Annotated in this window: 13 protein-coding genes; 10 read left to right on the plus strand and 3 right to left on the minus strand. The window is 67.3% G+C overall.

From position 1 onward, the window contains the following. Positions 1 to 15: 15 nt before the first annotated feature. Positions 16 to 807: a DUF2189 domain-containing protein gene (locus Q9Q95_RS02595; RefSeq protein ID WP_306093498.1), complete on the minus strand. Its 792-nt coding sequence runs from the start codon at positions 805 to 807 to the stop codon at positions 16 to 18. A gap of 241 nt (positions 808 to 1,048) precedes the next feature. On the opposite strand from Q9Q95_RS02595, the gene Q9Q95_RS02600 reads away from it, so the two are divergent. From Q9Q95_RS02600 to pepF, 6 genes are all read left to right on the plus strand, one after another. Beyond that, positions 1,049 to 2,236 carry a hypothetical protein gene (locus tag Q9Q95_RS02600; protein WP_306093499.1) on the plus strand — a complete coding sequence of 396 codons (1,188 nt, stop codon included), beginning with the start codon at positions 1,049 to 1,051 and terminating at the stop codon, positions 2,234 to 2,236. Between the two features lie 44 nt (positions 2,237 to 2,280). Next, on the plus strand, positions 2,281 to 2,727 hold the full coding sequence (locus tag Q9Q95_RS02605; protein ID WP_306093500.1) for a YrhA family protein: 447 nt from the start codon (positions 2,281 to 2,283) through the stop codon (positions 2,725 to 2,727). A gap of 173 nt (positions 2,728 to 2,900) precedes the next feature. After that, the gene (groES, locus tag Q9Q95_RS02610) at positions 2,901 to 3,188 is read left to right on the plus strand and encodes a co-chaperone GroES (RefSeq protein WP_066590981.1); all 288 of its coding nucleotides are present in this window, start codon (positions 2,901 to 2,903) and stop codon (positions 3,186 to 3,188) included. A gap of 53 nt (positions 3,189 to 3,241) precedes the next feature. Continuing rightward, on the plus strand, positions 3,242 to 4,885 hold the full coding sequence (groL, locus tag Q9Q95_RS02615) for a chaperonin GroEL (protein WP_306093501.1): 1,644 nt from the start codon (positions 3,242 to 3,244) through the stop codon (positions 4,883 to 4,885). A 152-nt stretch (positions 4,886 to 5,037) separates the two neighbouring features. Beyond that, positions 5,038 to 5,262 (plus strand): hypothetical protein, encoded by a 225-nt coding sequence (locus Q9Q95_RS02620; protein ID WP_306093502.1) that lies wholly within the window; start codon positions 5,038 to 5,040, stop codon positions 5,260 to 5,262. 95 nt (positions 5,263 to 5,357) lie between these two features. Continuing rightward, the gene (gene pepF, locus Q9Q95_RS02625; protein WP_306093503.1) at positions 5,358 to 7,217 is read left to right on the plus strand and encodes an oligoendopeptidase F; all 1,860 of its coding nucleotides are present in this window, start codon (positions 5,358 to 5,360) and stop codon (positions 7,215 to 7,217) included. On the opposite strand, the gene Q9Q95_RS02630 is transcribed toward pepF, so the two are convergent. Both Q9Q95_RS02630 and Q9Q95_RS02635 read right to left on the minus strand, forming a co-directional pair. Continuing rightward, positions 7,193 to 7,534 carry an HNH endonuclease signature motif containing protein gene (locus Q9Q95_RS02630; protein ID WP_306093646.1) on the minus strand — a complete coding sequence of 114 codons (342 nt, stop codon included), beginning with the start codon at positions 7,532 to 7,534 and terminating at the stop codon, positions 7,193 to 7,195. The two genes, pepF and Q9Q95_RS02630, sit on opposite strands and share 25 nt — an antisense overlap. Before the next feature lie 11 nt (positions 7,535 to 7,545). Next, positions 7,546 to 8,601, minus strand: a complete 1,056-nt coding sequence (locus tag Q9Q95_RS02635) for a mannose-1-phosphate guanylyltransferase/mannose-6-phosphate isomerase (RefSeq protein ID WP_306093504.1) — start codon at positions 8,599 to 8,601, stop codon at positions 7,546 to 7,548. A gap of 166 nt (positions 8,602 to 8,767) precedes the next feature. On the opposite strand from Q9Q95_RS02635, the gene Q9Q95_RS02640 reads away from it, so the two are divergent. The 4 genes from Q9Q95_RS02640 to Q9Q95_RS02655 are packed head-to-tail and all read left to right on the plus strand — an operon-like array spanning position 8,768 to position 15,627. Then, entirely contained in the window at positions 8,768 to 10,156 is a 1,389-nt protein-coding gene (locus Q9Q95_RS02640; RefSeq protein ID WP_306093505.1) for a TIGR03013 family XrtA/PEP-CTERM system glycosyltransferase, read from the plus strand. Further along, positions 10,156 to 12,210, plus strand: a complete 2,055-nt coding sequence (gene prsK, locus Q9Q95_RS02645) for an XrtA/PEP-CTERM system histidine kinase PrsK (protein WP_306093506.1) — start codon at positions 10,156 to 10,158, stop codon at positions 12,208 to 12,210. Before Q9Q95_RS02640 ends, prsK begins: the two co-directional genes overlap by 1 nt. Next, on the plus strand, positions 12,207 to 13,559 hold the full coding sequence (gene prsR / locus Q9Q95_RS02650; protein ID WP_306093507.1) for a PEP-CTERM-box response regulator transcription factor: 1,353 nt from the start codon (positions 12,207 to 12,209) through the stop codon (positions 13,557 to 13,559). Before prsK ends, prsR begins: the two co-directional genes overlap by 4 nt. Further along, a complete protein-coding gene (locus Q9Q95_RS02655) occupies positions 13,543 to 15,627 on the plus strand; it encodes a tetratricopeptide repeat protein (protein ID WP_306093508.1) in 2,085 nt (694 codons plus the stop codon). The genes prsR and Q9Q95_RS02655 overlap by 17 nt, the downstream gene beginning before the upstream one ends. The last annotated feature ends 31 nt before the right edge of the window (positions 15,628 to 15,658 follow it).

Consider the following 15,658-nt stretch of genomic DNA (forward strand, 5'->3'; position numbering starts at 1 on the left):
ATACAGGCCGCAGGATCAGCGCGCCACCAGCCTTGTGTAGAGGTGCCACGTCGCATAGCCGAGCACCGGCAGCACCACCGCGAGCCCGACGAAGAACGGGATCGACCCCGCCACCAGCAACGCCGCGACGAGCAGACCCCAGCGGACCATCACGCCCTTGTTGGCCATCACCGCCATCCGCGACGTATGGATCGCGGTCCGCGCATCGACGTCCTTGTCGATCAGCATCGGCATCGCGACCACGCTCACCGTCAGCACCGCCGCCGAGAAGCACAGTCCAGCGAGATTGCCGAGCACGATCAGCGTCCAGCCCTCGGGCGTGGTGAACAATCGAGTCGCGAACGCCGCCACGCTCCCGGGCGCGGCGACCCCCATCACCGCGACATAGAGCCCGGCAGCGACCGCCAGCCACGCGAAGAACAGCATGAGCAGCAGCGCCCCGACCGCGAGGAACGCGTCGAACGAAGGCCGCCGCACCACGTCGAAGAAATGCGACCAGCCCGAATCGAGCCCCTGCTCGCGCCGCCGCGCCAGTTCGTAGAAGCCGCCGGCCACGGCCGGCCCCATCAGCCCGACGCCCGCGGCGATCGGGAAGAACAAGGGAATGAGCGTATCCTGCAGCGCGATCGCCGCCGCCGCGAACCCGACCAGCGGATAGATGATTCCGACGAACAGCAGGTCGCCGCGGTGCTGGAGAAAGTCCGACCAGCCTTTGCGAAGCGCGGCACGCAGATCGGCAGTGGTGATCGTGCGGACCGGATACGCCTCCGCAGGGCGCTCGACAGCATGGATACGAGCGACAGTCATGACGCGCTCCTTCGATATCCCCGGCGGAAGGATTGTACGCCTGTTCCGTCCGATCGACAACGCGGTGCAAAAACTCCCTCTCCCCCTCGGGGAGAGGGGCAAGTGCAATGCCGTCTCGATAGCCCCCTCTCCCCGACCCTCTCCCCGCAAGCGGGGAGAGGGAGAAGAGCCGTAACCGAATCGACTACAGCCGCCCGCCGCGGTCCGGACTAAAATCGGCGTGCAAGACACGGAGACCCGCATGGTCGACCCCGCCCGCTCCACTACGGAAAACCCGATCGGTCCGCCGTCGCCGCAGCTCGCCACGCAAGCCCAGCTCGCGCTCAGCGCGAACCGCCTCCCCGGCGGCGGCGTCGACGTGCAGGGCCTCGCCGCCAGCGTCGAACGCGTCCGCCAGGAGAATCCGCAAGCCGCGGGCTGGGTCGAAGCCGAGATCGACCGCAATCTGACGCCGGTCGAGCGCGGCGAACTCGCCCGCGCGCTCGAAGGCGGCAGCGCCACGCCGCCGACTCCGGCGAACGACGCCGGCCCCGATCCGGTCCAGCTCGGGCTCGATCTCACCCAGCTCGCGCTCGACATCACCGGGATCATCGAGCCGACGCCTTTTTCCGACGGCAGCAACACGATCATCTCGGCGGGCCGGGCGATCGGCTCGCTCTTCTCCGGCGATTTCGGCGATGCCGGCGGTCATGCGCTCAACGGCGTGCTCTCCGCCGCCGGAATCCTCCCCTATCTCGGCGACGCCGCCAAAGCCGGCAAGGTCGGCAAATGGGCGCAGACGATCAGCGACTCGGTTGCCGCGGTGGTCGCCAATCCGGCGCTGCGCGGCGCGCTCGAGCCCGCGTTGCGACAAGTCAAGAACGCCGTCGACGCCATCCCGCGGGGCGCGATCGACGCGCTCCCCGCCAGCGCACGCGACGCGCTCAATCGCATGAAGGGCCAGCTCGACGAGTTCTTCGGCGCGAGCGCGCGGCAGGCCGATGAGGGCCTCTACACCGGCACCGTCCGCGGGCAGAGCGTCAGTCTGCGTGGAATCGACTCGGTCCCGGTCAATTACGTGAAGCGCGACCGCGTCGAATATGCGGCGCTGCGCAAGGACTTCGATTCGACCGTGCGCGGCGATTTCCTGCGCGACCTCGCCGGCGATCCGGCCAAGGTCGACGCGCTGCGCCGCGCCGGGCTCGATCAGGCTGCGATCGACCGGATCGCCACCGGCCGGGTGCCGCAGGGCTGGCAGGTCCATCACAAGCTTCCGCTCGACGACGGCGGCACCAACAGCTTCGACAATCTCGTGCTGATCAGGAACGATCCGCACCATATCGCGCTCACCAATGCCCAGCGCACCTTGGTCGGCGATCTCACCGTCGGGCAGAGCCGCCAGGTGGACTTCCCGATCCCCCGCGGCTTCGTCTATCCTCCCGCCCCGTGATCGACTGCACGGGACGCTGAACGCCGATGGCCGGAGACGAAGGCATGGATGCAGTGATAATGGCGGCGCGCGACGCACAGGTGGCAATCGGCGAGACCGTCCAGGCGGGCGCCGACGAGGCACGGATCGGCGTGTTGCGCGGCGCGCTTCAGCGCGAATTCGGCGCCACCCTGCCGGAAGATTATGCCGCCCTGCTGCGCCGCTCGGACGGCGTGGATTTCGACGGCCTCGTTCTCTACGGCAGCGCGCAGAGCGAGGCGAACCCGGGTCCCGGCGGCTTCTGGCAGGGCCTCGTCGCTGCCAACAAATTGTGGCGCGAGGGGCCGGGCCACGCCCGCTATCTCGTGCTCGGAGAGACCGACATCGACTTGTTCACGGTCGATCTCGACGGCAGCAACCCGGTCCTTCGCGACAAGGTGTCGAGCGACGTCAACGAGACCTTTCCCAGCGTCGACGCCGCACTCCGCCGCCTGCTCGCCACCCGGGGCTGAACCAGGCCGGCGCGCCCGCGAGGAGCAAGCGCATCGTCGCGTGTGCGAAGGTCGAAAGATTTAGCGCGCGAACCGGTTGACGAATCCCGCGGTCCTACGCATATCCCCATACGTTAGCACTCGCGAAAGGTGAGTGCCAAACCCTGTTCAACCTGACAAAGGATCGCAGCGCAATGAACTTCCGTCCGTTGCACGACCGCGTGCTCGTCCGCCGCGTCGAAGCCGAGGAAAAGACCGCCGGCGGGATCATCATCCCCGACACCGCCAAGGAAAAGCCGCAGGAAGGCGAAGTCGTAGCCGCCGGTTCGGGCGCCAAGTCCGAAGACGGCAAGGTGACGCCGCTCGACGTCAAGGCCGGCGACCGCATCCTGTTCGGCAAATGGTCGGGCACCGAGGTCAAGGTCAATGGTGAGGACCTCCTCATCATGAAGGAAAGCGACATCCTCGGGATCGTCGGCTGAACCTCGCCAGGACCGCAACTTTCTAAACTTCCAGATTCGAAAGGGTAGCCAACATGGCAGCCAAGGACGTGAAATTCAGCCGCGACGCGCGTGAACGCATCCTGCGCGGCGTCGACATCCTCGCCGACGCAGTCAAGGTCACGCTCGGACCGAAGGGCCGCAACGTCGTGATCGACAAGTCGTTCGGCGCACCGCGCATCACCAAGGACGGCGTCACCGTCGCCAAGGAAATCGAACTCAAGGACAAGTTCGAGAACATGGGCGCGCAGATGGTCCGCGAGGTCGCTTCGAAGACCAACGACGTCGCCGGTGACGGCACCACCACCGCGACTGTGCTCGCCCAGGCGATCGTTCGCGAGGGCATGAAGTCGGTTGCGGCCGGCATGAATCCGATGGATCTCAAGCGCGGCATCGATCTCGCCGTCGCCAAGGTCGTCGACGACATCAAGGCGCGCTCGAAGCCGGTTTCGGGCACCAACGAAATCGCCCAGGTCGGCATCATCTCGGCCAATGGCGACACCGTCGTCGGCGAGAAGATCGCCGAAGCGATGGAGAAGGTCGGCAAGGAAGGCGTGATCACCGTCGAAGAGGCGAAGGGTCTCGAATTCGAGCTCGACGTCGTCGAGGGCATGCAGTTCGACCGCGGCTATCTGTCGCCTTACTTCATCACCAACCCGGACAAGATGACGGTCGAACTCAACGATCCGTACATCCTGATCCACGAGAAGAAGCTGTCGAACCTGCAGGCGATGCTTCCGATCCTCGAAGCGGTCGTCCAGTCGGGCCGTCCGCTGCTGATCATCGCCGAGGACATCGAGGGCGAGGCTCTCGCCACGCTCGTCGTCAACAAGCTGCGCGGCGGCCTCAAGGTCGCAGCGGTCAAGGCACCGGGCTTCGGCGATCGCCGCAAGGCGATGCTCGAGGACATCGCGATCCTCACCAAGGGCGAAGTCATCTCGGAAGACCTCGGCATCAAGCTCGAGACCGTGACTCTGGGCATGCTCGGCACCGCCAAGCGCGTCTCGATCGACAAGGACAACACCACCATCGTCGACGGTGCGGGTGAAGCCGATGCGATCAAGGGCCGCACCGACGCGATCCGCCAGCAGATCGAGAACACCACCAGCGATTACGACCGTGAGAAGCTCCAGGAGCGTCTCGCCAAGCTCGCCGGCGGCGTTGCCGTGATCAAGGTCGGCGGCGCTTCGGAAGTTGAGGTCAAGGAGCGCAAGGACCGCGTCGACGATGCGCTGCACGCGACTCGCGCGGCAGTCGAGGAAGGCATCGTCCCCGGTGGCGGCACGGCTCTGCTGTACGCGACCAAGGCGATCGACGGCCTCGAAGGCGCCAACGAGGACCAGACCCGCGGCATCGACATCGTTCGTCGTTCGCTCACTGCGCTGGTTCGCCAGATCGCCCAGAACGCCGGTCATGACGGTGCGGTCGTCTCGGGCAAGCTGCTCGACCAGACCGACACGTCGTTCGGCTTCAACGCGTCGACCGACACTTATGAGAACCTGGTTGCGGCCGGCGTGATCGACCCGACCAAGGTCGTCCGTACCGCGCTGCAGAACGCGGCCTCGGTCGCCGGCCTGCTAATCACCACCGAAGCGGCGGTGAGCGAGCTGCCGGAAGACAAGCCCGCCATGCCCATGGGCGGCGGCGGCATGGGCGGTATGGGCGGCATGGACTTCTAAGTCCTTCCGATCATTGACCATGCGAAGGGCCGGGGAAACCCGGCCCTTTTGCTTTTCCGGGCAATTTTTGCGACGAACCCGGATCGCGGAGCTTGACCCCGGCAGCCGGATCAGGAAGTCGGGGCTCCGGAAATAAAGAAGAGGTCGCATAGGTGTTTAGTTGGTTTGCCGGGCGCGTGCGCTGCTTCGGCGGCAGGCACGAGCGTTCGGAGAAGCATATCGAGCGCGCCGGAAACGACGAGCGTTTCGTCAGCAAGTGCCGCTTCTGCGGGACGCCGATGCGTCGCCGCGCCAAGCGCGACTGGGTAGTGATCTCCCGCGCCGAATATCGCGACGTGCGCCGTGGCGCCGCCGGCCGGGGTGTGTTGGCTCCCTAAGGCAACAAACGCTTTCCTTGGCTTGAAAAGCGCGACAGATTGCCGGCTTCAAACCAGGCGCCGAACCATCGGCGCTCTCTTCGGGGAAGCCGTGAATGACCGAATTGACTCGCCGCGACGCGCTGGCTGCAGGCGCGCTCGCGACTCTCGCAATGTCCGCCCCCGGCTGGGCGCAGGGCAACGCCCAGGGCGCCGCCGCCTGGGACCTCACCGAGATCTATCCGGACGAGGCCGCGTGGGACGCGGCTCGCAAAGGCGCGCTGGCCGCCCTCCCGGCCATCGCCCGGTATAAGGGCCGGCTCGGCGAGAGCGCACAGGTGCTGGCCGAGGCGCTGACGCTCCAGTCCGATCTCGGCAAGACGATCGGCCGGGTCTACACCTATGTCAGCCTGAAGGGCGACGAGGACGTTCGCGTCGCCGCCTGGCAGGAGAAACAGGCGCAGGCGATCGACCTCTACACGGCGTTCGGCGAGGCGACCGCATGGTTCGCGCCAGAGATCATCGCAGCGGGCAAACCGAAGATCGATGGCTTCGTCGCCGCCAATCCGGCGCTCAAGACGCGCTTCGACTTCTATCTCGCCAATATCGTCCGCCAGGCCGAACACACGCTGTCGCCCGAAGGCGAGGCACTTCTCGCCAGCGCCGGCGCACCGCTTCAGGCGCCCGGCGACATTTCGGGCCAGCTGCGCTCGTCGGACATCCCGTGGCCGACGATCAAATTGTCGACGGGCAAGGAAGTCCGCCTCGACAGCCAAGGCTATACGCTCAACCGCGACGCGCCGAACCGTGCCGACCGCAAGGCGGTGTTCGACGCCTTCTGGACTGCGCACGGCAAATTCCAGAACTCGTTCGGCGCGACCTACAACGCCAAGGTCAAGGGCGACATCTTCTACGCCAAGGCACGCAAGTATCCGACCTCGCTCGCCGCCGCGCTTTCGGGCAACAACGTGCCGGAGGCGGTCTATCGCACGCTGGTATCGGAGACCAACAAGGGCCTGCCGCAGCTGCATCGCTATTTCGATCTGCGGCGGCGGATGCTCAAGCTTCCCGACCTCGGCTATTGGGACATCTACCCGCCTCTGGTGTCGCTCGATCGCCCGTTCAGCCTCGATCAGATGCGCACGCTGACGCTCGAGGCGGTCAAGCCGCTCGGCCCGGATTATCAGGCACGTATCGCCAGGGCGACTGCGGCGAAATGGATGGATCCGTGGCCGCGCGAGGGCAAGCGCCCCGGCGCATACATGAATCCCGGCGCGTACGAAGTGCATCCCTATCTGCTGCTCAACCTCAGCGAGAAATATGACGGGCTGAGCACTTATGCGCACGAATGGGGGCATGCGCTCCATTCGCTGCTCGCCAATGCGGCGCAGCCGTTCGAGAAGGCCGATTACCCGATCTTCCTCGCCGAGATCGCCTCGACGCTCAACGAGCAATTGCTCGTGGCCCAGATGCTGAAGAACGCGAAGACGAAGGAGGAGAAGCTCTTCTATCTCGGCCAGCAGATGGAGAATTTCCGCGGCACCTTCTTCCGCCAGACGATGTTCGCGGAGTTCGAGCTCAAGGCGCATGATCTCGCCGAGGCGGGTGAAGGCCTGTCGGGCAGCAAGTTCACCAGCGTCTATTTCGACCTGCTCAAGCGCTATCACGGCCCGAACATGAAGCTGGAAGCGTCCTACGGAAACGAATGGGCGTTCATCCCGCACTTCTACAACAGCTTCTATGTCTATCAGTACGCCACCTGCATCGCCGCGGCGACCTGGTTTGCCCAGGCGATCCTGAAGGGCGGACCGAAGGAGCGCGACAATTATCTGTCGGTGCTGAAGGCGGGCGGCTCGGACTATCCGGTCGACATCCTCAAGCGTGCCGGGCTCGATATGGCGACGCCCGCGCCGTATCAGGCGCTCGTCGCCAGCTTCAGGGACACGCTCGATCAGGCCGAGGCCTTGCTCGCCTGACCCGGTTTCCGCCGCGTCGGCGCATGGAAATCGGGCGGCTTGCCCGCTATCCATGCGATGAAGCGGCGGATGTCCGCCCGTTCACGCAATGCATCGAGCGTCGGGTACGACCGCGCGAGCTCGGCGTTCGACGCCGTCGCATGGATGATGCGGTGGCAGATCGGGTGGAGCGGGACGGTGTCGCGCCCACCCTCGCTCTTCGGCACGACATGGTGCCATTCGGTCCGCGTCCCGAGCGGCCGACCGCAGAGCCCGCAAACCTCGGGAGCGGGAACCGCCTTCCCGTCCAGCGCCGCGAGCGCAGCCTTGTGCCGCACCCGCCCGCGCGTCACGGCTTGAGCGCCTCGACGATCTTGCGGACCTCCTGGCTGCGGCCGCGCGGCAGCACGATCACATCGTCGCCGGCCGCCACCACGATCAGATCGCGAACCCCGACCAGCGCCACCCGCTTGCCCGGTTCGCTGCGCACGAGGCAGTTCGCGGTGTCGATCGCGATCACTTCGCCGCGACTTACGTTCCCGTCGCTATCGGCGTCGCTGATCGCGTGGAGCGCGTCCCAGCTGCCGACGTCGCTCCAACCCATCGCGACGGGGACCACCGCCACGCGCGGCGCCTTCTCCATCACCGCATAATCGATCGAATCCGACGGCGATTTCGCAAAGGCCTCGGCGTCGGGCCAGATGCGCGCGCCCTCGGTCCGCGCCTTATCCATCGCCTGCTGCGCCGCGACCAGCATCTCGGGCGCATAGACGCTCAATGCGCCCAGATACATGTCGGCGCGGAACAGGAAGATGCCGCCGTTCCATGCATGATCGCCGGCAGCGAGCATCGCTTCGGCCTTGTCATGCGGCGGCTTCTCGACGAAGCGTTCGACCCGGTGGACGCCCTCGGCCAGCCGCTCGCCCACCTTGATCCAGCCATAGCCGGTCTCGGGGGCATCGGGGGCGATGCCGAAGGTCGCCAGCCACCCCTCCTCGACGAGCGGAAGCGCCGCGTGGATCGCCGCGTGGAACGCGTCGACATCGGCGATCACATGGTCCGACGGCATTACGAGGATCGGATCGCTTCCGCCGCCCGCCGCAATCGCGGCAAGCGCGATCGCAGGCGCGGTGTTGCGGCCAGCGGGCTCGAGGATCAGCGCCTGCGCGTCGGTCGTCACCTCGGCGAGCTGCGCCTCGACCTGATCGGCATGCGCGGCATTCGCCACGATGATCGGCCGGGCGAAGCGCTCGCCGGCGGCCCGCAGCGCAGTCAATTGCAGCATGGTCTGCTCGGCGGTCAGCGGCAACAATTGCTTGGGCTGCTCGGGGCGCGACAGCGGCCACAGCCGGGTCCCCGATCCTCCCGAGAGGATGACGGGAATGATCGGCTTGGCTTGCGGCATGACGCATGGCTCCCTGTTTAGGCTGCAGATATAGGTACTTGCCCCGCGCCACTAAACGATGTGCGCCCGCAACGGTTTCGTGCCGGACCGCTGTTTCCGACACTTTCTCCGTCGCCGCAACGCGTGTCGGGTTTGTTTACACTTAGGCTTTAGTCCTGCGGCGGCCATGATCCGTCTCTTCAAGCATTACGTGCCCAACGCCGTGCTGCTGCTCGGCCTGCTGGACCTCGTCCTGCTGCTGGCCGCCGGCGAGCTCGGGTGGCTGCTGCGCGCGCATCAATTGGGCATGGGCCCGACCCCGATGGCCGAGCGGACGCCGCAATTGCTGAGCTACATGGCGTTCATCGAAGTGGCGATGATCGCGGTCGGCGTCTACGGCGCCGACGCGCTCCAGTCGCTGCGCTACGCAACCGCGCGGCTGATCGTGGCGATCTCGCTCGGCGTGATCGGCCTCAGCGTCCTCTATTTCCTGATCCCCGAGATCAGCTTCTGGCGCTCGAACCTGCTCTACGCGATGGGCGTATCGGTCGTGCTGCTGATCTTTCTGCGGATCCTGCTCGGCAAGACGCTGGGAAGCCAGGCATTCAAGCGGCGCATCGTCGTGCTCGGCGCCGGCGCCCGCGCGGCGCGGCTCAAGCTGCTGGCCAAGGCGCCCGGCGCAGGGTTCGCAGTGGTCGGCTATGTCGCGATGAGCGAAGCCAATCGCGTCATCCCCGAGGCGATCGCGCGCGACGCCATCTACAATCTCGCCGACCATGTCGAACTGCTCAACGCCAGTGAAGTCGTCCTCGCGCTCGAGGAGCGTCGCAACGCGCTGCCGCTCAAGGATCTGCTGCGGATCAAGACCACCGGCGTCCACGTCAACGAGATCTCGACCTTTCTCGAACGCGAGACCGGGCGGGTCGATCTCGACAGCGTCAATCCGAGCTGGCTGATCTTCTCCGACGGTTTCTCGTCGGGCCGCATGGTGTCGAGCGCGTTCAAGCGCCTCTTCGACATCGGCGCCAGCCTGTTGCTGCTCGTCCTGACGCTGCCGCTGGTGCTGCTGACCGCCATCGCGATCAAGCTGGAGAGCAAGGGCCCGGCATTCTATCGCCAGCGCCGGGTCGGCCTGTACGGCGTCGGCTTCGACGTCATCAAGCTGCGGTCGATGCGGCAGGATGCCGAGGTCGGCGGCAAGGCGGTGTGGGCGGAGAAGGACGATCCGCGGATCACCCGCATCGGCCGGGTGATCCGCAAGCTGCGCATCGACGAGCTGCCGCAGTGCTGGAGCGTGCTCAAGGGCGAGATGAGCTTCGTCGGGCCCCGCCCCGAGCGACCGCAATTCGTCGAGGATCTCGAGCAGAAGCTGCCTTATTATGCCGAGCGCCACATGGTGAAGCCGGGCATCACCGGCTGGGCGCAGATCAACTATCCCTATGGCGCCTCGATCGAGGATTCGCGCCAGAAGCTCGAATACGACCTGTTCTACGCCAAGAATTACTCGCCCTTTCTCGACCTGCTGATCCTGCTGCAGACGATCCGCGTGGTGCTGTTTCCCGAAGGCGCGCGCTGATGACGGCGACGCTGATCCTGTGGAGCCACGCCCTCGCCGCATTGCTGTTCGGCGGGCTCACCTTCTGGACGATCCGCGGCACCGCAATCGGCCTGCCGCGCCGTCCGCTGGCATTGGCGCTGGGGGTGACCGCGCTCTGGGCGCTCGCGGTGTCCGGGATCGGCGCGGACGAGATGGTCACCCGGATCTTCGAGACGCTGCGCAATCTGGCGTGGCTCGGCTTCATGATCACGCTGCATCGCCGCGACGCCAATGACCGTCCGCCGCTCGCGCTCGGCACGGTCTATGGCGTGGTGGCATTGGTCGCCGCAGGCGCGCTGGTGCTGCATGTCGCGGCAAGCGTCGACGCGCCCGAGGCTGCCGGACAGATCGGCAGCGCCGCGCTGCTGCTCCGCATGCTGGTCGCGGTCGCCGCTTTGGTCCTCGCCCAGGCGCTCTACTCGGCGCTCAATCCGTCGGCGGGTAGCGGGCTGCGCTGGATCGTGGCGGCACTGGCCGGACTGTGGATCGCCGACTTCGCCTTGTTCTGCACCGAATATCTGACCGCGCATCCCCATCCGCAATCGATCGCCGCGCGCGGCGTGGCGATGGTCGCCGCGGCGCTGGCGATGGTGACCGCACTCCAGCGCAAGGGCGAGCTCAGCGTCCAGGTGTCGCGCGCGGTCGCCTATCAGTCGCTGTCGCTGGTCGCGATCGGCGCGTATTTCGCACTGCTCGCCCTCGCCACCAGCGCGCTCGCGACGATCGGCGGAAGCAACGCACGCGTGCTCCAGACCGCATTCGTGCTCGGCTCGACCGCCGCGATCCTCACGCTGGTTTCGAATGGCTGGCTGCGCGCCTGGACCAAGGTGAAGCTCGCCAAGCATTTCTTCCGCCATCGCTATGATTATCGCGCCGAATGGATGCGCTTCACCGAGACGCTCGGCGCACCCGACGGCGCCGCGCCGCTCGACCAGCGCATCGTCAAGGCGATCGCCGATCTGACCGAGTCCCCGGCGGGCCTGTTGCTGGTGCCCGACGCTGCCGGTCTCGAAGCCGGCGCGAGCTGGAACTGGGATCGCGGCAAGCTGCCGGCCGCCGCCGATCCGACGCTTGCCGATCATCTCGCCGACACCGGCCGGATCATCGAGCTCGACCGCGTCCGTGCGGATCCGCGCTGCGCCGATGCGGCCGCGGTGCCGGCGTGGATGCTCGACGCCGCCGATGCCTGGGTGCTCGTGCCGCTGCCGCATCTCGGCAGCCTCGCCGGCGCGATCCTGCTCGCGCGTCCGCCGCTCGACCGCGCGCTCGACTGGGAGGATTTCGATCTGCTCAAGGTCGCCGGCCGCCAGGTGGCGAGCTATCTCGCCGAAGCGCGCGCGCAGGAAGCGCTGGCCGACGCCCAGCGCTTCGACGAGTTCAACCGGCGCTTCGCCTTCATCCTCCACGACATCAAAAATCTGGTGAGCCAGCTCACCCTCACCGCGCGCAACGCCGAACGGCATGCCGACAAGCCCGAATTCCGTGCGGACATGATCGCGACGCTCAAGGATTCGGCCGAGCGGATGAACGGGCTGCTGGCGCGGCTCTCGCAGCATCATCGCGGACGGAGCGAAGCGCCGCACGCGATCGAGGTACTCCCTCTGGTTCAGCGCGCGGCGAGCACGCGCACGCGACAGCACCCGGTGACCATATCGGGTCTTTCCAGCGCGATCGCCCATGCCGATCCCGCCGCGCTCGAGCAGTTGCTCCACCATCTCGTCCAGAATGCGATCGAGGCGAGCGCTGCGGACGTTCCGGTCACCGTCCATGTCGCCGCCGACGGGAACCACGTCACGATCGACGTGATCGATCAGGGCTGCGGCATGTCTCCCGGCTTCGTGCGCGACAAATTGTTCAAGCCGTTCGTCTCGTCCAAGCCCGGCGGCTTCGGCATCGGCGCGTTCGAGGCGCGTCAGCTCGCCGCGGCGATGGACGGACGGATCGAAGTCGTCTCGCGCGAAGGCGAGGGCACGCGCTTCCGCGTCATCCTGAAGGCCGCGCACGCCGCCGATCTCCGCGAGCGCGCGGCATGACCGATATGAAGAAATTGCTGATCGTCGAGGACGATGCCGGCCTGCAGCGCCAGCTGCGCTGGGCCTACGAAGGCTATGAGATCCACACCGCCGCCAATCGCGAGGAAGCGATCACGCTGATCCGCGCCGAGGAGCCGCAGGTGGTGACGCTCGATCTCGGCCTGCCGCCCGATCCCGACGGCACCACCGAAGGCTTTGCGACGCTCGAGACGATCCTGCAGCTTCGTCCCGAGACCAAGGTGATCGTCGCTTCGGGCCATGGCGCGCACGAATCCATGCTCAAGGCGATCGCGCTGGGTGCGTGGGATTTCTACCAGAAGCCGATCGACATCGACGCGCTCGGGCTGATCGTCGCACGCGCTTTCCATGTCCATGCGCTCGAGGCCGAAAATCGCCGCCTCGCCGAGCGTGTCGAGGCCGGCGCGGTGCTCGGCGGGATGATCACCGGCGCGCCCGAGATGCTCAAGGTCACCCGCACGATCGAGCGCGTCGCCGGCGCCGACGTGTCGGTGATGCTGCTCGGCGCGAGCGGCACCGGCAAGGAGCTTCTCGCGCGGGGCGTCCATGAGGCGAGCCCGCGCAAAAGGGGCGCGTTCGTCGCGATCAACTGCGCGGCAATCCCCGAGACTCTGCTCGAGAGCGAATTGTTCGGGCACGAAAAGGGGGCGTTCACCGGCGCGGTCAAGACCACCGAAGGCAAGATCGAGCTCGCGCAGGGCGGCACCCTGTTCCTCGACGAGATCGGCGACGTGCCGCTCCCCTTGCAGGTCAAATTGCTTCGCTTCCTGCAGGAGCGCGTGATCGAGCGGATCGGCAGCCGCAAGCCGATCCCGGTCGATACGAGAGTGGTCTGCGCGACGCATCAGGATCTCGACGCGATGGTCGCCGAAGGACGCTTCCGCGAGGATCTCTATTATCGCCTCGCCGAGATCGTGATCCGCATTCCCAGCCTCGCCGAGCGGCCGGGAGATGCCGGGCTGCTCGCGCGGCATTTCCTCGCCAAATATGCCGCTGCGATGCAGACCGGCGCACGCAGCTTCGCGCCCGACGCGCTCGCTGCGATCGACGCCTGGAGCTGGCCGGGCAATGTCCGCGAGCTCGAGAACCGGGTGAAGCGCGCCGCGATCATGGCCGAAGGCAAGATGGTCACCGCCGCCGATCTCGACCTCGAGGACAAAACCGATGTCATCCCGATCAACCTCAAGGCCGCGCGCGAGCTGGCCGATCGCAAGGCGATCCGTCACGCGCTCGCCCGCGCCGAGGGCAATATCTCGGGCACCGCGCGGTTGCTTGGGATCAGCCGCCCCACTCTCTACGATCTGATGAAGGCCTATGACCTCCAGCCGTAAACGCTCCCGCTCCACCCGGCGCAAGCCCGGCCTCCGCCGCCTGTTCGTGATCGTCGGCGCGCTCTGCGCGTTCGCGCTGGTGATCGCGGCATGGTTCACGCTTTCGCCCGCGCGGCTCGATCCGGCGGCCGCCGAAGCGGCAGTCGAGCGCAGCGGCAAATTGCTCGACGCGCACAATGCCAGTGCGGCGCGTGCGGCCGCGCTGGCGGCGGTCCGCGCCGATCCGGGCAACGCCCAGGCGCATTTCACGCTGGCGCGGGCGATGCTCGCGCTCGACGACGGCGTGGGTGCCGAGGCCGAGCTGCAGCGCGCGATCGACGCCGGCTATAAGCCGAAGCAAGTCGCCCATCTGCGCGCGCACGCATTGCTGCTGCAGGGCGAGGAAGAGAAAGCGCTGGCCGAGGCCGGCAGGGCCGATCCGGCGAACCGCGCTTATGCGCTGCGTATCCGCGCCCGCGCGCTCGCCGCGCTCGGAAAATGGCCCGAAGCCTTTGCGGCGGTGGACGCGGCAGTGCGGACCGCGCCGCGCGACGCCGATCTCTGGGCCGATGCCGGCCGGCTCAAGCTCGAGGCGGGCGACGTGCTCGGCGCGATCCGCGCGTCGGAGCAAGCCGTGAAGCTCGACGCCGGCAATCTCGATGCGCTGGTGCTGCGCGGCGAGATGGTGCGCAGCCAGTTCGGACTGGTCGCGGCACTGCCGTGGTTCGAGGCGGCGCTGAAGCGTGATCCCGAGGATTTCGGCGCGCTGATCGAATATGCCGCGACCTTGGGCGATGCCGGACGCACGGTCGAGTCGCTCGCGGCGACGCGGCGCGCACTGGCAGCGCGGCCCGGCAGCGCGCAGGCGCTCTATCTGCAGGCAGTGATCGCGGCGCGCGCCGGCAATGCCGATCTTGCCCGCGGCCTGATCGGTCGGGCGGGCAGCGGGCTCGCCCAGATCCCCGCGGCGCTGCTGCTCGGCGGCGCGCTCGATATCGAGGCCATGGATTATGAGCAGGCGATGGAGAAATTGAAGCCGCTCGTCGCCAACCAGCCGATGAACCTCGCGGCGCGCAAATTGCTCGCGGTGGCGCTGCTGCGCACCGATTCCGCGCGCAATGCGATCGATCTGCTCCGCCCGGTGATCGAGCGCGGCGATGCCGACAGCTATTCGCTGACGCTAGCGGCACGGGGCCTCGAACGGATCGGCGACCGCACCGCCGCGGCGCAATTGCTCGATCGTGCCGTCTGGCCGGCGCGCGGCGATGCCAGCGCATTCTCGGCCGACGACAGCACCGCAGTACTCGCCGCCGACGCGGACCAGCGCCCCGGCGACCCCGGCGCGGGGGTGCCGCTGATCCGCGCGTTGATCGGCCAGGGCGACAAAGCAGGCGCGCTTGCCGAGGCGCAGGATCTCGCGCGGCGTCATCCCGGCGCGCCCGCCGCCCACCTGATCGTGGGCGACACGCTGATGCTGACCAATCGCTTCGCCGATGCCGCTTCGGCCTATCGCAGCGCCGCCGATCTGCGTTTCGACGAGCCGGCAATGCTGCGGCTGGTCGAGGCGCTCGACCGCGCCGACCGGCGCGCCGATGCCGCCAACGTCCTCGCATTGTTCCTGTCGCAAAACCCGGTCAATGCCGCCGCGCTGCGCCTCTCGGGCGCGTGGCAGCTCGCCGCCGGCGACTATGAAGCTGCGATCGCCACGTTCGAATTGCTGCGCGACCGGATCGGTGACGGCGACGCCGCGCTCAACGCCGATCTTTCGGTCGCTTATGCCGGCGCGGACGAATTCGACGCGGCCGAGGATTTCGGCGAAGCGGCCTATGCGCTCGCGCCGGGCAATCCGGTGATCGCAGACGCCTATGGCTGGGCATTGTATCGCAAGGGCGATACGCAGGCGGCGGTCGAACTGCTGCAAAAAGCAGTCCTGTTGGCGCCGGGCCATGCCGGGCTGCGCTGGCATCTCGCGCAGGTCTATGCCGATCTCGGCCGCAAGCCCGAAGCCCGGGCGCAGGCACAGGCCGCGCTCGCCGATCCGCGCTTCACCGATCGCGCCGCCGCCGCGGCGATGGCCGCGCAATCCTGATCAGCGGCGGGCTGGCGAACGGCTAGACGGC

This window comes from Sphingomonas sp. DG1-23, assembly GCF_030730875.1.
In the GTDB taxonomy this organism is placed as follows: Bacteria; Pseudomonadota; Alphaproteobacteria; order Sphingomonadales; family Sphingomonadaceae; genus Sphingomonas.

Bases quoted from the DNA above. Each gene is read 5' to 3' on its own strand.
- Q9Q95_RS02600 (WP_306093499.1), top strand. From the start codon at position 1,049: ATGGTCGACCCCGCCCGCTCCACTACGGAAAACCCGATCGGTCCGCCG.
- pepF (WP_306093503.1), top strand. From the start codon at position 5,358: ATGACCGAATTGACTCGCCGCGACGCGCTGGCTGCAGGCGCGCTCGCG.
- groES (WP_066590981.1), top strand. From the start codon at position 2,901: ATGAACTTCCGTCCGTTGCACGACCGCGTGCTCGTCCGCCGCGTCGAA.
- Q9Q95_RS02595 (WP_306093498.1), bottom strand. From the start codon at position 807: ATGACTGTCGCTCGTATCCATGCTGTCGAGCGCCCTGCGGAGGCGTAT.
- prsR (WP_306093507.1), top strand. From the start codon at position 12,207: ATGACCGATATGAAGAAATTGCTGATCGTCGAGGACGATGCCGGCCTG.
- Q9Q95_RS02640 (WP_306093505.1), top strand. From the start codon at position 8,768: ATGATCCGTCTCTTCAAGCATTACGTGCCCAACGCCGTGCTGCTGCTC.
- Q9Q95_RS02655 (WP_306093508.1), top strand. From the start codon at position 13,543: ATGACCTCCAGCCGTAAACGCTCCCGCTCCACCCGGCGCAAGCCCGGC.
- prsK (WP_306093506.1), top strand. From the start codon at position 10,156: ATGACGGCGACGCTGATCCTGTGGAGCCACGCCCTCGCCGCATTGCTG.
- Q9Q95_RS02605 (WP_306093500.1), top strand. From the start codon at position 2,281: ATGGATGCAGTGATAATGGCGGCGCGCGACGCACAGGTGGCAATCGGC.
- Q9Q95_RS02635 (WP_306093504.1), bottom strand. From the start codon at position 8,601: ATGCCGCAAGCCAAGCCGATCATTCCCGTCATCCTCTCGGGAGGATCG.
- groL (WP_306093501.1), top strand. From the start codon at position 3,242: ATGGCAGCCAAGGACGTGAAATTCAGCCGCGACGCGCGTGAACGCATC.